The organism is Amycolatopsis ponsaeliensis (assembly GCF_030182635.1).
Lineage (GTDB): Bacteria > Actinomycetota > Actinomycetes > Mycobacteriales > Pseudonocardiaceae > Amycolatopsis > Amycolatopsis ponsaeliensis.
This window is the reverse complement of record NZ_JAPZLD010000001.1, coordinates 375,129-389,437: the sequence shown is the minus strand read 5'-3', so window position 1 is coordinate 389,437 and position 14,309 is coordinate 375,129. Positions and strand designations below refer to the sequence as shown.

General features: G+C 73.4%; 10 protein-coding genes. 6 read left to right on the top strand and 4 right to left on the bottom strand.

Translation table 11 applies throughout. The features are described from left to right. The first annotated feature begins 4 nt into the window (after window positions 1-4). The 5 genes from QQ657_RS01710 to QQ657_RS01690 all read left to right on the top strand — a co-directional run bounded on the left by QQ657_RS01710 (window position 5) and on the right by QQ657_RS01690 (window position 5,148). On the top strand, window positions 5-457 hold the full coding sequence (locus QQ657_RS01710) for a MaoC family dehydratase (protein WP_284740217.1): 453 nt from the start codon (window positions 5-7) through the stop codon (window positions 455-457). 167 nt (window positions 458-624) lie between these two features. Beyond that, window positions 625-1,641 (top strand): phosphotransferase family protein, encoded by a 1,017-nt coding sequence (locus QQ657_RS01705; protein WP_284740216.1) that lies wholly within the window; start codon window positions 625-627, stop codon window positions 1,639-1,641. After that, window positions 1,641-2,864 carry an acyl-CoA dehydrogenase family protein gene (locus QQ657_RS01700; RefSeq protein WP_284740215.1) on the top strand — a complete coding sequence of 408 codons (1,224 nt, stop codon included), beginning with the start codon at window positions 1,641-1,643 and terminating at the stop codon, window positions 2,862-2,864. The genes QQ657_RS01705 and QQ657_RS01700 overlap by 1 nt, the downstream gene beginning before the upstream one ends. After that, window positions 2,861-4,045: an acyl-CoA dehydrogenase family protein gene (locus tag QQ657_RS01695; RefSeq protein WP_284740214.1), complete on the top strand. Its 1,185-nt coding sequence runs from the start codon at window positions 2,861-2,863 to the stop codon at window positions 4,043-4,045. The genes QQ657_RS01700 and QQ657_RS01695 overlap by 4 nt, the downstream gene beginning before the upstream one ends. After that, on the top strand, window positions 4,042-5,148 hold the full coding sequence (locus tag QQ657_RS01690) for an acyl-CoA dehydrogenase family protein (protein WP_284740213.1): 1,107 nt from the start codon (window positions 4,042-4,044) through the stop codon (window positions 5,146-5,148). The genes QQ657_RS01695 and QQ657_RS01690 overlap by 4 nt, the downstream gene beginning before the upstream one ends. Before the next feature lie 62 nt (window positions 5,149-5,210). Here QQ657_RS01690 and QQ657_RS01685 read toward each other — a convergent pair whose 3' ends face one another. From QQ657_RS01685 to QQ657_RS01675, 3 genes are all read right to left on the bottom strand, one after another. Next, entirely contained in the window at window positions 5,211-8,399 is a 3,189-nt protein-coding gene (locus QQ657_RS01685) for an AfsR/SARP family transcriptional regulator (RefSeq protein WP_284740212.1), read from the bottom strand. A gap of 66 nt (window positions 8,400-8,465) precedes the next feature. After that, window positions 8,466-9,710 (bottom strand): cytochrome P450, encoded by a 1,245-nt coding sequence (locus QQ657_RS01680; protein ID WP_284740211.1) that lies wholly within the window; start codon window positions 9,708-9,710, stop codon window positions 8,466-8,468. Window positions 9,711-9,894: 184 nt separating this feature from the next. Further along, window positions 9,895-10,248, bottom strand: a complete 354-nt coding sequence (locus tag QQ657_RS01675; protein WP_284740210.1) for a hypothetical protein — start codon at window positions 10,246-10,248, stop codon at window positions 9,895-9,897. A 753-nt stretch (window positions 10,249-11,001) separates the two neighbouring features. Between QQ657_RS01675 and QQ657_RS01670 the strand changes: the two genes are divergently transcribed. Beyond that, window positions 11,002-11,889 carry an alpha/beta fold hydrolase gene (locus QQ657_RS01670; RefSeq protein WP_284740209.1) on the top strand — a complete coding sequence of 296 codons (888 nt, stop codon included), beginning with the start codon at window positions 11,002-11,004 and terminating at the stop codon, window positions 11,887-11,889. Here QQ657_RS01670 and QQ657_RS01665 read toward each other — a convergent pair. Next, window positions 11,886-14,309, bottom strand: a complete 2,424-nt coding sequence (locus QQ657_RS01665) for a hypothetical protein (RefSeq protein WP_284740208.1) — start codon at window positions 14,307-14,309, stop codon at window positions 11,886-11,888. The two genes, QQ657_RS01670 and QQ657_RS01665, sit on opposite strands and share 4 nt — an antisense overlap.

Below are 14,309 nucleotides of genomic sequence, written 5' to 3'. Positions count from 1 at the left end.
GCAGATGCGCGAGTTCGCTTCTTTGGACGAGTTCGCCGCCGCGGTCGGCGAGCACCTCGGGTACAGCGAGTGGCACACGATCACCCAGGACCGGGTGAACAAGTTCGCCGACGCCACCGACGACCACCAGTGGATCCACGTCGACGAGGCGATGGCGGCCGCGGGCCCGTTCGGCGGCACCATCGCCCACGGCTTCCTGACGCTGTCGCTGCTCTCGGCGTTCGGCCCGAAGATCTACAAGGTCAACGGGATCAAGATGGGGATCAACTACGGCCTCAACAAGGTCCGCTTCCCGCAGCCGGTGAAGGTCGGCTCGAAGCTGCGCGCGGGCGCGGAGCTGATCGAGATCACCGACATCCCGGGCGGCAAGCAGGCGGTGTCGAAGTGGACGGTCGAGATCGACGGCGAAGCGAAGCCCGCTTGCGTCGCCGAATGGGTGACGCGGTTCCTCGCGTGACGTCGCCGGGTGCGGAGCTTTCCCGTGAAAGCTCCGCACCCGAGCATCTCTGTACGTCATACCGACTAGTCGGTATGCTCCCCCGCAACTGTGTTGTCCGGGGCTTCGCCCCGAGCCGGGGGCTCCGCCACCCGGACCCCCGGAAAGCATTCGAGTGAGGAGGTTCGATGAACCCGCCAGGACTCGACCTGGGCCGCCTGCGCGCCCACCTGGACGCGCACCGGCCCGGCCTGGTCGCCGGGGAGCTGACCGCGGACGTCGTGGAAGGCGGCCGGTCGAACCTCACCTACGTGGTGGGCGACGGCCGGTCGCGCTGGGTGGTGCGCCGCCCGCCGCTCGGGCACGTCCTGCCGACCGCGCACGACATGACCCGCGAGTTCCGGGTGATCTCGGGCCTGCGCGACACCGCCGTGCCAGTGCCCGAAGCGCTGCTGCTGTGCGAGGACGCGGACGTCATCGGGGCGCAGTTCTACGTCATGAGCTTCGTCGAGGGCACGCCCTACCGGACCGCGGACGAACTCGCGGAACTCGGCGAAGCACGCACCAGGGCCATCGCCGACGCGCTGGTCGACACCCTCGTCGACCTGCACGCCGTCGACCCGGCCACGGTCGGGCTCGGTGACTTCGGCCGGCCCGAAGGCTTCCTGGAGCGGCAGCTGCGGCGCTGGAAGAAGCAGCTCGACGCGTCCCGCAGCCGCGACCTGGACGGCATCGAGGACCTGCACGACCGGCTCGCCGCGGCGGTGCCGGCGTCCGGGAAGCCGTCGATCATCCACGGCGACTACCGCCTCGACAACGTCCTCGTCGACGGCGGCGACAAGATCTCCGCGGTGCTCGACTGGGAGATGTCGACGCTGGGCGACCCGCTGACGGACCTCGCGCTGCTGGTGGCCTACGCCGAGCGCGACAAGGTGTCACTGCAGTTCGTCTCGAACGCCAGCTCGGCCCCGGGCTACCCGACCACCGACGAGGTCGTCGCCCGCTACGCCGAACGCTCGGGGCGCGACGTCTCGCAGCTGAACTGGTACGTCAGCTTCGCGTTCTTCAAGCTGGCCGTGATCCTGGAAGGCATCTACTACCGCTACCAAAAAGGCCAGACGGTCGGAGCTGGCTTCGAGGGCGTCGGGGCCGGCGTCCCGCTGCTCATCACGCACGGCAACGAGATTCTCAAAGAGGAGAAGTAATGGACTTCGCGTTCGACGAGAAGACCGAGGAGCTGCGCGGGAAGCTCCTCGAGTTCATGGACTCGCACATCTACCCCGCCGAGCCGGTGTTCGAGCAGCAGCTCGCCGAACGCGACGACCCGTGGGCCATCCCGCCGGTCATGGACGAGCTCAAGGCCGAAGCCCGCAAGCGCGGCCTGTGGAACTTCTTCCTCCCCGGCGACCACGGCGCGGGCCTGACGAACCTGCAGTACGCGCCGCTCGCCGAGATCACCGGCCGCAGCATCCGGCTGGCGCCGACCGCGGTCAACTGCGCCGCGCCCGACACCGGGAACATGGAAGTCCTGGCCATGTTCGGCAACGACGACCAGAAGAAGCAGTGGCTGGAACCGTTGCTGAACGGCGAGATCCGCTCCGCGTTCGCGATGACCGAGCCGGACGTCGCCTCCTCCGACGCCCGCAACATCGAGACCAGCATCCGCCGCGACGGCGACGAGTACGTCATCAACGGCCGCAAGTGGTACATCTCCGGCGCGATGAACCCGGCCTGCCAGATCTTCATCGTGATGGGCAAGACCGACACCGAAGCCGCGCCGCACAAGCAGCAGAGCATGATCCTGGTCCCGCGCGACGCCCCGGGCCTGACGGTCAAGCGCGGCATGCACGTCTTCGGCTACGACGACAGCGACCACGGCGGCCACGCCGAGGTGCTCTTCGAGGACGTCCGCGTGCCGGTGGAGAACCTCATCGCCGGCGAGGGCGACGGCTTCGCGATCGCCCAGGCCCGCCTCGGCCCCGGCCGCATCCACCACTGCATGCGCGCCATCGGGATGGCCGAGCGGGCGCTCGAGCTCATGTGCCGCCGCGCGATCTCGCGCGAGGCGTTCGGCAAGCCGATCGCGCAGCAGGGCGTCGTCCAGGACTGGATCGCCGAGTCGCGCGTGAAGATCGAGCAGCAGCGGCTGCTCGTGCTCAAGACCGCGTGGCTGATGGACACCGTCGGCAACCAGGGCGCGCACACCGAGATCCAGGCGATCAAGATCTCCACCCCGATCACCGTCGAGTGGATCCTCGACAAGGCCGTGCAGGTGCACGGCGCGGGCGGCGTCAGCCAGGACTTCCCGCTGGCGGCGATGTGGGCCGGGAACCGCACGCTGCGGCTGGCCGACGGGCCGGACGAGGTCCACAAGCGGTCGCTGGCCCGGCGTGAACTGAAGAAGTACCTCTCGGAGGGCGCGAAGTGACTGTCACCGCCGAAGATCTGACCCGCCAGGCGACCGGGTTCCTGGCCGCGCACGACCCCGCGTCGACGGACCGGATGGACTTCCTGCGGGCCCGGTTCGACGCCGGGCTCGCCTGGATCCACTTCCCGGCCGGCCTCGGCGGGCAGAACGCGCCGCGCGCCCTGCAGTCCGTTGTGGACGGTGTGTTCACCGAGGCGGGCGCGCCGGACAACAACCCGCGCCGGATCGGCATCGGCCTGGGCATGGCCGCGCCGACCATCCTCGCCTTCGGCACGCCGGAGCAGCACCAGCGCTTCCTGCGTCCACTGTGGACCGGCGAGGAGGTGTGGTGCCAGCTGTTCAGCGAACCGGGCGCCGGCTCGGACCTCGCGGCCCTGGGCACGCGGGCGGTGCGTGACGGCGACGACTGGATCGTCACCGGCCAGAAGGTGTGGACGTCGGGCGCGCACGAGTCGCAGTGGGCGATCCTGGTCACCCGCACCGACCCGGACGTGCCCAAGCACCAGGGCATGACGTACTTCATGTGCGACATGACGGCGCCGGGCGTCGAAGTCCGGCCGCTGCGCCAGATCACCGGCGAGGCCGAGTTCAACGAGGTGTTCCTGACCGAGGTCCGGATCCCGGACACGCAGCGCCTCGGCGCCGTCGGCGAGGGCTGGAAGGTCGCGCAGACCACGCTGATGAACGAGCGCGTCGCGATCGGCGGGCACGTCCAGCCGCGCGAAGGCGGGCTGATCGGGATCGTCACGAAGACCTGGCGCGAGCGGCCCGAGCTGCGGACGCCGGAGCTGCGTGACCGGCTCGTGCAGCGCTGGGTCGAGGCGGAGACGCTGCGGCTGGCCGGCACCCGGCTGCGCCAGCAGCTGACGAAGGGTGCGCCCGGGCCGGAGGGTTCGGCCATGAAGGTCGCGTTCTCGGAGCTGAACCAGGCGCTCACCGGCCTGGAGGTCGAACTGCTCGGCGAAGAGGGCCTGGCCTACGACGACTGGACGTTCCGGCGCCCGGCGATCGTCGACTTCACCGGCCGCGAGGCCGGCTACCGCTACCTGCGCGCGAAGGGGAACTCCATCGAGGGCGGCACCTCGGAGGTCCTGCGCAACATCATCGCCGAGCGCGTGCTGGGGCTGCCCTCGGAGCCGCGCGTCGACAAGGACGTCGCCTGGAAGGACCTCCCCCGATGAGTCAAACACCGCCTGACCTGCTGTATTCGGACATTGAGGAAGACCTGCGGGCGTCAGTCCGGGACCTGCTCAAGGCCAAGGCGGACGCTTCGGCCCTGCTGGCCCGCGTCGAGACGGCCGAGGGCTACGACCTGAAGCTGTGGCGCACGCTGGCCGACGAGGTCGGCGTGGCCGGGCTGGCGGTACCCGAAGAGCTGGGCGGGCACGGCGCGTCGGCCCGCGAAGTGGCCGTGGTGGCCGAGGAGCTGGGCCGCAGCGTGGCGCCGGTGCCGTTCCTCGGCAGCGTGGTGCTGGCGACGACGGCGCTGGTCCGCGCGGGCGCGGACGACTTCGTCCGCCGGCTTGCGACGGGTTCGGCGATCGGCGCGCTGGCCGTGCCGCTGTCGACGGCGCCGGGTGCGGGCTTCCCGTCATCGGTGACGGCCTCGCCGGACGGCACGCTTTCCGGCCGGGTGGGCACGGTGGCCGACGCGTCGGTGGCGGACCTGCTGGTCGTCCCGGCCGCGGGCCCGGACGGGCCGGGGCTGTACGTGGTCTCGGCGGCCGACGCGACGGTGACGGAGCTGGTGTCGTTCGACCTGACGCGCCGGGTGGCCGACGTGGAGCTGTCGGGCGCGCCGGCGGTGCTCGTGGCGGCGGGCCCGGACGCGGCTTCGGCGCTGGAGGAGGCGCTGCTGTTCGGGGCGGGGATCCTGGCGTCGGAGCAGACCGGTGTCGCCGAATGGGCGTTGACGGAGACGGTGTCGTACCTCAAGGGCCGGTACCAGTTCGGCCGCCCGGTGGGCGGGTTCCAGTCGCTCAAGCACCGGCTGGCGAACTTGTACACGGACCTGGTCCTGGCCCGGGCGGCGGCGCGTTATGCGGCGGATTCCCTGGCGACGGGCACCGACGTGCCGATCGCGGTGGCGGTGGCCCAGGCGCGCAACGGCCCGATCGCGGTGAAGGCCACGGAGGAGGCGATCCAGCTCCACGGCGGGATCGGGATGACGTGGGAACACCCGGCGCACCTGTACCTGAAGCGGGCGAAGGCGGACGAGCTGGCGCTGGGGACTCCGGGCAAGCACCGGGCCCGGCTGGCCGAGCTGGTGGACCTGCCCGCCTGAGAGACGCCGGCCGTCGTCCGTGAATGCCGCCTTGAGGGACGCCAAGTCCCTCAAGGCGGCATTCACGGCTTTCGGAAGCCGGACAGCAGGCGGCGGGCTTCGGCCAGTGCGGGAGCGGCGCCGGCTGCGGCGAGGAGCTTTTCGGCCTCGCGCCAGCATTTTCGGGCCGCATCAGGGCTGGTGGTGACGGCGCGGGCGTTGCCGAGGATCAGCAGGGCCCATGCCTCGCCCAAGCGGTGGCCCGCCTGGCGGAAGCCGTCGAGCGCGTGGGCCGCTTCGGTTTCGGCGCGCTCCGGGTGGCCGTCGGTGAGGGCCGTTGTCGCCAGGGTCGTCCGGGCTTGTTCGGCCAGTAACCGGAAACCGCCTTCTTCGGCGGTGCGCAGGGCCGACTCCGCGTCCGCGGCCGTGGTGTCCACGGAGGACATGCCGATCGCCGTCGTCAGCTCGCCGCGGAGGTAGCAGATCTTTTCCGCCAGCGCGTGGGCTTCGCCGTAGTCGGCGAGTGCGGCCGCCGCGTCGCCTGTCTGGCGGTGCAGGTCGCCGAGGGCGCTGAGCGCGTCCACCTCGAACCGCTGGTTGCCCGCCTCGCGCGCCACCGTCACCGCGAGCCGGACGGCCGGCCAGGCCCGCGCGACGTCGCCGGTGACCCGGTGGACCGCCGCGAGCCGCACGAGCGCGTCGGCCTCGTCATCGCGGGAACCCAGCTCCCGCAACGCATCCAGGGCTTCGGTGAGCACGGCCAGCGCACGGGGCAGGTCGCCGGAGACGCGGTAGCCGTAGCCGAGGTTGCACTGCGCGATCGCCGCCGCGTGGGGTGAGCCGAGCCGGCGGCAGAGCTCCAGCGCCTGCTCGTTGTGCCGGATGCCCTCGGCGAGCTTGCCGTGTTCCATGAGCACGGCGCCCAGGTTGATCAGCCCGTTCGCGGCCCGGATCGGCGTGCCGTGCCGCCGGGCGCCGGCCAGCGCCGCCGTGAAGTGCTCGATCGCCCGGTCGAGCCGGCCCAGGTCGAGGTGCACGACGCCGAGGGCGTGCAGCACCGAGTCCGCGCCGCCGCGGGCGCCGGCGACCCGGTAGGACTCCTGGGCGGCCTCCAGCTCGGCGAGAGCGGCCGGGTAGTCGCCGCGGCTCCAGGCCAGCGCGCCGAGGCTGTGCCGCATCGCGCCGGCCGCCCGCTCGTCCCCGGCTCGGCGCGCCGCGGCCAGCCCCGCGGTCGCGGCCGCCTGCCACTCCGCGTCGAGCCGGTGCGAGTGGAAGAACCCGCGCAGCAGGTCCGCCGCCTGCCAGGCGAACGGCCCGGGCGCCGACCGGATCGCCGCCAGCAGGTTCGCGTGCTCGGCCAGCAGCCAGCGGCGGGCTTCGGCCGGTTCGGCGGCCTCGGTGCCGCCGGGCAAGCCGGACAGCAGCTGAAGATCCGGGTAGAGCGCGGCCGCCGCCCGGGCCCCGGTGCGCAGGTAGTGCTCGAGGAGCCGGTCGAGGGCGGCCGTCCGGTCCGCCTCCGGCAGGCCGTCGCGGGCGCGGGCGACCGCGTACCCGCGGAGCAGGTCGTGCAGCCCGAACCGGTCGTCGCCCCGGGACTGCACCAGGTGGCTCGCGGCCAGTTCCCGCAGCAGCGCACCGGCCCGGACCTCGTCGGCCCCGGCCAGCGCCGCCGCGCTCGGCACGTCGATGTCGGCGCCCGGCACCAGCCCGAGCCGGCGGAAGAACCCGGCGGCGGCGGGGGAAACGGCGTCGAACGAGAGGTCGAAGGCTCGACGCACCCCCAGCTGCTCGGCGCCGGGCACCGCCAGCCGCGTCACCAGGTCGGGCCCGGCCAGCTCGGCGAGGTAGCCGCGCAGCGACCGGTCCGGCCACAGCGCCAGGTTCGCCGCGACGATCCGCAGGGCCAGGGGCAGCCCGGCACACAGCCGCACCAGTTCGCGCGCCGCGTCGTCCTCCGCGCGCACCCGGTCCGCGCCGACGACCGCGGCCAGCAGCGCCAGCGAGTCCTCCGGCGGCAGCTCAGCCAGCTCGACGCGCCGGGTGTCCACCGTCGCGGTGAGGCCGCCGAGCCGGTCGCGGCTGGTGATCAGCACCGCGCAGCCGGGGCTGCCGGGCAGCAGGGCGCGGACCTGGTCCGGCCCGGCCGCGTTGTCCAGCACGATCAGCACCCGCCGGTCGGCCAGCACCGACCGGTACAGCGCGGCGGCGTCGGCGAGCTCGGTCGGGACGTGCCCCGGCCGGACGCCGAGCGCGTGCGAAAACCGGGTCAGCACCTCGATCCCGGCGAGCGCCGGGAGCGTCGAACTGCCCTGGAGGTCGACGAAGAGCTGGCCGTCCGGGAAGTGCCGGGCGGCCCGGTGCGCCCAGTGCACGGCGGCGGTCGTCTTGCCGACGCCGGCCGGCCCGACCAGCAGCGCGATCGGCGGGTGCGTGGCGGCGGGCCGGTCCGGCCCCAGCACCGCGTCCAAAGTGGACATCAGATCGGCCCGGCCGGCCAGCGCCCCGACGTCCGGCGGCAGCTGGCGCGGCCGGAACCGCGATCGCGCGGCGGCCGGCTCGCCGGCCAGCACCGCCTGGTGGGCGTGCCGCAGCCGCTCGCCGGGGCCGATCCCGAGCTCGTCGGCGAGCCTCCGGTGCACCTTGCGGTACACCTCGAGCGCGTCGGCACGGCGCCCCGAGCCGTGCAGTGCCTCGAGGTACAACGCCCAGAACGCCTCTTGCCAGGGGTGCTCGCCGGTCAGCCTGCCCAGCTCGGCGGTGACCTCGGCGTGGCGCCCGAGCTCGAGGCTCACCTCGAAGAAGCGCTCCTGGGCCCACAGCCGCTCTTCGGCGGGCCCGGTCTCGACGCGGCCCACGATCTCCACCGGGAGGTCGGCGAGCAGCGGGCCGCGCCAGCAGGCGAGGGCGTCGGCGAGCAGCGCGCGTTCGGCCTCGGGCGCGGGCTCCGCGCGGGAGTCGGCGAGCAGCCGGCGGAAGCGCAGCAGGTCGTGCCGCTCGGGCCGCGCGTGCAGCAGGTAGCCGGTCGGCCGGGTCTCGACGACGCCGTCGCCGAGCACGCGCCGCAGCCGGACGGTGTGCACCTGGATGCTCTTGCGGGCGGTCTCCGGCGGATCGTCGCCCCACAGCAGCTCGGTGAGCCGGTCGAACGACACGATCGCGTTCGCCCGCAGCGCCAGGACGGCGAGCAGCGCCCGCACCTTCGGCCCCTTGACCGGCACCGGAACGCCGTCGCGCAGAACCCGCAACGGTCCCAGCACCCCGAATTCGAGCACTTCTCCGCACCCCCCGCTGACCGGGCAAACCGGTCATTCCCGGTCACGAGGGTAGCGGGAAAAGGATCACCCGAGCGGAACGGGCCGCACCACCGGCGGGGCGAGCAGCGAGCCGAACACGGGATCGGGGTCGACGACCTGAAGGCCCAGGCCGTCGAGCGCGTCCGAGCAGGCGACCACCCGGGCCGTCACCCGGTTGACGAACCGGGAGCCGACGCACGCGGCGCTGCCGAAGCCGTAGGGCAGGTAGCGGGCCTTGTAGCTCTCGGGTGGCCGGTCCCACCGCTGTGGGCGGTACTCCCCCGGTTCGGACCAGAAGTCCGGGTCGCGGTGCAGCAGGTAGGTGCACAGGTAGAGCCGGTCGCCGGGGACCAGGTCGACGCCGCCCAGCTCGGTCGCCTCGGTGACGGTGCGGGCGAGCTGCCAGGCGACCGGCCACAGGCGCAGAGCCTCGCGGACGCGGTGCTCGGCGGGTGCGGCTTCCGCCGGCCGCGGGATCGTGCTGATCGGGTCGCCGGGCTGCAGGACGGGGTGCTCGGGCGCGGCGCCCGCTCGCGGCGACAGGACCGTGCCGATCGAGTCGCCGGGATCCCGGACGGAGCGTTCAGGCGCGGCGCCCGCTCGCGGCCGCAGGATCGTGCCCGCCGGCGTGCCTGGTCGCCAGCCGCGGTCGAGCAGGATGGTCCAGGCGGCCACCATGGACGCGGCGCGGCAGACCGCGCCGACCAGGCCGTGCAGGGCCAGCGCGACGTCGTCCGAGGCGCCGAGCGTCGCCCGGAGCGCTTCGGGAAGCGCGCCGTCGTTGCCCGCCGCCCAGCGGTGGAGCGCGGCGTCGGCCCGGCTGTGCGCGAGCCGGCCCCGAAACCGCCGCAGCGCCGAGCCGGCCCGGTCGAGTCCGTCGGAAGCGGCCAGCGCGTCCCGCAACGGCGATGTGGGCAGGCCGGGAAAGAGCTGGTCGCCGAACAACCGGAGGTAGACGCCGGCGAGCGCGCCGGGCCACGGCTCTCGCGAGGTCGCGAGTTCCGCCCTGATCGCGTCGTCCGGCACGGCTTGCCAGGCCCGGTCCAGCTCGCGCCCCAGCGCGGCGTTGACCGGGCGGCTGCGGTCGGAACCGGGCACCCAGTCGGCGACGGCGCCGAAGGTCGCCGCCTTGGCTTCGAACGGGCGGGTGGTCGAGGCCAGCGCGGTGCGGACGAGATCGTCGCCGGACACGAGGTACCGGCCCGGCCCGAACGGCCGGATCGGCAGCCGGTCGTCCGCCCAGCCGGCGAGCGTCGGCAGCGGGTCGGCGAGGATGGCGGAGGTGTGCACGGAAGTCTCCCGCGGAGGCGGCCGTGCCCGCGGCTTTCCGCCGCGGGCACGGGGTGATCAGTAGATTTCGTAGTAGATGACCCAGGTGTTGCCGAGCCGGCGGTTGCGCACGCTGCGCACCACGGAGCGGGTGAAGAAGCGGATCGTCGTCATGGCTGTTCTCCTCTATCCCAGTGGGTGTTCACTACCAGCGGAGGCCGATGTTCGACGGGCCCGCGGGCCCGGAAACGACGCCCTCCAGTTCGCCGGCCGGCACGCCACGGCAGACCCACGACTGCGGGCCGCTTTCGGCGGCGAAACCGGTCCGGCAGACCACGCCGCCCGGGCCGCGGACGACCCATTCGGCGGGTCCGCTTCCGTGCACGTCCGCGTCGACCGACAGGGTTCCGCCCGGGAACCAGACCGGTGGGGTGACGCAGGCGCTGTCGGGGCAGGTGCTCGAGACGCCCCCTTGTTCGGCCGCCGACGCGACCGGCCCGGCGAAGACGCTCGCCGCGACCGCGCCCACGACCAGGGCGCACTTCAGTGTGGTGTGCATAGATTTCCCCTCTTCCCGGGGCGGCACTGCGCGTTCCCAGCCCGGCAGTGCGCATCGCGACCGCGACGCGGAACGTGGTTCCCCCGAAGCCCCCTCCGATGCCAGACGGCCGCCGTTCCCCCGGCACCCCCCGCGCCGTGGCCCCCATTTCCCACGGCCGGCCGCCTGACGAACCCGATCTTGCCCGGTGGCGGCTAAAGCCGGGTAAAACCCGGTTCGAGGGGGTGTGGGCCTGGTGATCGACGGGATCTCCCGGGCTGGGCCGGAGTGTCGGGTGTGAGGCCGGGCCGCGGGGCGTGCTGGGCCGCCACGCAGACTCGCCGACCGGTGACGCCTCACCCGGCCGGCGAGGTCACAAGCGAGCCAGGCTGACGCGTCGGCCCAGCGGACTGGGTTCAGGGCGGCCGGGGCTACCGGCGGCCGGGGCGGTGCGGAGCCGCCCAGGTCGCGAGCAGCGGACGCATGCCACTTATCCCCGCGAGCCGCCCGAGGCCGAGCCCCATCGCCTCGCCAACCCCACCAGCGGAGCCACTCCGATCGCACGCACCGACCGAGCGCCACCCACCCGGCTCCACCACGCCCGCCCCGCACCCCCACTCACCCCCCATTTCGTGAATACTCTTCAGATTCTTTCGCATTTTCGCTCATCTGAGCGAAAATTCTGTGAGCCAGACCACTCGGGAGGCAAAAGGGTGGCAAAAGTGCCCGACTTCCCATGGTTCTCCCCACCCGTCGCGATCTAGCCTGGGCGCCATGGAATTCGCCGTCGCGCCGACGGATGCCGGTGCGCCCGCCGCCTTGGAAGAAATGACCGTCGTCGTCGGCGGTCATCGGCACAGTGCGCTCGCGGCCGGGCCCGAATCGGGCGAACTCGTCCTGCTGCTGCACGGCTGGCCGGAATTCGCCGATGCCTGGACCGAGCAGCTGCACTCCCTCGGCGAAGCCGGCTACCGCGCCATCGCGGTCGACCAGCGTGGCTATGCCCGCCAGGCGCGTCCCGACGGTGTCGAGCACTACTCGATCGAGCACCTGGTCGGCGACGCCCTCGCCTTCGCCGACAGCCAGGGCGCCGACCGGTTCCACCTGGTCGCCCGCGACTGGGGCGGCATGGTCGCCTGGGCGCTGGCCACCGCGCACCCCGGCCGGCTGCGGTCGCTGACCGTGCTGTCCACGCCGCACCCGTCGGCGCTGCAGCGCGCCGCCGCCACCGACGACGGGCAGTTCCACGACCTCGGCTACATCCGGTTCTTCCGGCGCGGCGTCGGCAAAGCCGAGAAATTCTTATTACGCGACGAAGCCGCACAATTACGCGCTGTCTACAACCGCCGGATTCCCGTCGAATTCGTCGAGAGCGCGGTCGCCCGCCTTTCCGAACCGGGCGCGCTGACCGCGACGCTGAATTGGTACCGAGGCGCCACAAACGACGTATTCGACGTCCCGGCCGGCCGCATCACCGTGCCGACGCTCTACCTGTGGGGCAGCGAGGACCCGTACCTCGGCCAGAGCGCCGCGGAGCTGACGGTCCACCACATCGACGCGGAGTACCGCTTCCAGATCGTCGAGGGCGCGAGCCAGTGGATGGCGATGGAAGCACCCGACGAGGTCAGCGCCCTCCTGCTGGACCACCTCCGGCAGCACTAGCCGGTCTTGCGGACCAGCCCGGTGTAGCCGACCAGCGCGAGGGTGGCCAGCGCCCAGATCGCGGCCTGCACCAGCCAGATCGCCACGGTGAACCACTGCCCGGCGGGGATCCCGGTGTTGAGGTCGCACCGCCCGCGCACCCCCGGCGACAGCGGCAGCCCGCGGTCCAGGCCGACGCCGATCAGCTCCACGGTCGTGCAGGGCGTACCGCGGGCAGCCGTGAGGTCCGAGGTGCGCTCGGCGGCGCGATGACCGGCGTCGCCGACGTGCCCGGCCCAGAGCCCCAGTCCCCCGGCGGCGACCACGGCGAACAGCAGTGCGGCGGCCGTGCGCCGGGCCCGGTAGCCGTACCCGGCGAGGGCGCCCCACAGCCAGTGGAACCGCCGGGCCGGCCAGCCGCCGATCGCCTCGGGCGCGCGCCGCTGGAGGTCCCGCTGCTGGGCGATGAGGATCTGCCGGGCGTTCCCGTCGTGCCCGGCGGCCCGTTCCGCCGCCGCCAGCCGCTGGTACGGCCCGGGCCGGTACACGGCGGTGTGGTCCCGGATCAGGTCGAGCCACTCGCGCCAGGTGGCGTCACCGAGCGAGCCGAACCGGAAGCCGTCGAGGTCGATTCGGCCGGCCGGGCCCACCAGTTCGGCGGGGAGGAAGACCAGCCCGTCGACGACGGCGTCCTCGAGGTCCACGAGGGTTCCTTCGTCACGGTGGGTCAGTTCGGCGCCGGTGAAGGTCAGCTGGCCACCGATGTGGGTCCCGAGCAGGTGGATCGTGGGGTCCTCGCCGGCGCCGCTCCCCCGCAGGCCGCTCAGCGTCAGGCTGTCCCGGACCTCGCACCGGTCGGCGACCAGCACCGGTCCCTCATCGTTGGTGACGGCGGCGCCGGCGAGCGTGGCCGAGCCCTGGACCCGGGCCGACCGCAGGCTCAGCGCGCCCAGCTCGGACGAGCAGGTCACCTGCACTTCGACGAGCTCGAGGTAGCTGCCGACCCGCAGGTCGTCGGCGCTGAGGGCGGGACCGGTCGCGTTGGCCAATTCCGCGCCGGGGAGCCGCAGCTGGCTGCCGACCTCGGCGTTGTGCAGCCGGAGCGCCCCCTCCTCCCCCGCTCCGGCGACGGACGCGCCGGTCAGGTCCAGGTTGCCGCCGACGTGCAGGCTGTCGGCGTACAGCGCCGGGCCGGCGTCGTTGGTGATCCGGGCGCCTTCGAGGTACAGCTCACCGCCGATGCGGGCGCTGAGCAGGCGGAACGTGCCCGGTTCGCCGGATCCGGCCGCGCTGGTTTCCTGGAGGTGGGCGTTGCCGTCGACCCGGAGCCGGTCGCCGCTCAGCGCCGCCCCGGAGTCGTTGGCCAGCTCCATGCCCTCGAGGTAGCAGTTTCCGCCGATGTGCGCACCGAGCAGGCAGAGCGCGCCGTACTCGCCCGAGCCGCGCACTTTTATGCCTTCGCCGGAGAAGCTGTCCTCGACCCGGATGCCGTCGGCGCTCAGCCCCCGGCCGCCGCTGCTGGTGATCACCGCGCCGCCGAGATCGACCTGGCCGGCGATCCGCGCACCGAGCAGGTCGATCGCGGCACCGGCGGCGGTCGCGGTGACACCGGCGAGGCGGAGGTCGCCGGCCCGGAGGCGGTCGGCCGCCAGCCCGGGCCCGCTGTCGTTGGTGAGCACGGCCGCACCGAGCGCGACCTCGCCGGACACGTGGGCGCCGAGCAGGCGGACCGCGCCGTCCTCGCCGGCGCCGGTCACCGTCGCGCCGGCCAGGCGCAGGTCGCCGTCGACGACCACGCCGTCCGCGTGCAGCGCGGGCCCGGAGTCGTTGCCCAGCACCGCCTCGTCCAACGAGAGCTCACCGGACACGTGGGCGCCGAGCAGGCGGACCGCGCCGAGGTCGCCCGTGCCGGTCGCCCGCAGGCCGCGGCCCTTCAAGCCCCGGCTCTCCCCGGCGTCGAGGTACAGCGCGGGGCCGTCGCTGCTCCGGATCTCCGCGCGGGCGACGATGACCAGACCGTCGACGCGGGCATCGCGCAGGCAGATCACGCCGAACTCGCCGGAGCCGGTCGCGCGGACCCCGCTCAGGTCGAGGTCGTGGCCGATCCGGACGGCGGTGCCGTCGAGCCCGGCGATCCGGCTGCCGGACAGGTCGAGCCACGGGAGCCGGGCGTGCCGGGCGCTGATCGCGTTCACGATCACGCAGTCCACCAGCGCGAGACCCACTCCGGCCTCGACGTGGTCGAGATTCAGCGTCCCGGCGATCCGCGCGCTCCCGAGGCGCACCCCGCGCGGGTCCACCGGACCACGGAGGCCGAGCAGCAGCTCGCGCAGCACCGCGGCCCGCACCGGGGCGTCGGTTACGTAAGCGAGGCCGTGCCGGGCGGCGTCGACCAGCTCTCGCTCCGCTCCGGTCAGCTTGTCGAGAACAGGCAGCGTCAC

Bases quoted from the DNA above. Each gene is read 5' to 3' on its own strand.
- QQ657_RS01710 (WP_284740217.1), top strand. From the start codon at position 5: ATGCGCGAGTTCGCTTCTTTGGACGAGTTCGCCGCCGCGGTCGGCGAG.
- QQ657_RS01705 (WP_284740216.1), top strand. From the start codon at position 625: ATGAACCCGCCAGGACTCGACCTGGGCCGCCTGCGCGCCCACCTGGAC.
- QQ657_RS01700 (WP_284740215.1), top strand. From the start codon at position 1,641: ATGGACTTCGCGTTCGACGAGAAGACCGAGGAGCTGCGCGGGAAGCTC.
- QQ657_RS01690 (WP_284740213.1), top strand. From the start codon at position 4,042: ATGAGTCAAACACCGCCTGACCTGCTGTATTCGGACATTGAGGAAGAC.
- QQ657_RS01675 (WP_284740210.1), bottom strand. From the start codon at position 10,248: ATGCACACCACACTGAAGTGCGCCCTGGTCGTGGGCGCGGTCGCGGCG.
- QQ657_RS01670 (WP_284740209.1), top strand. From the start codon at position 11,002: ATGGAATTCGCCGTCGCGCCGACGGATGCCGGTGCGCCCGCCGCCTTG.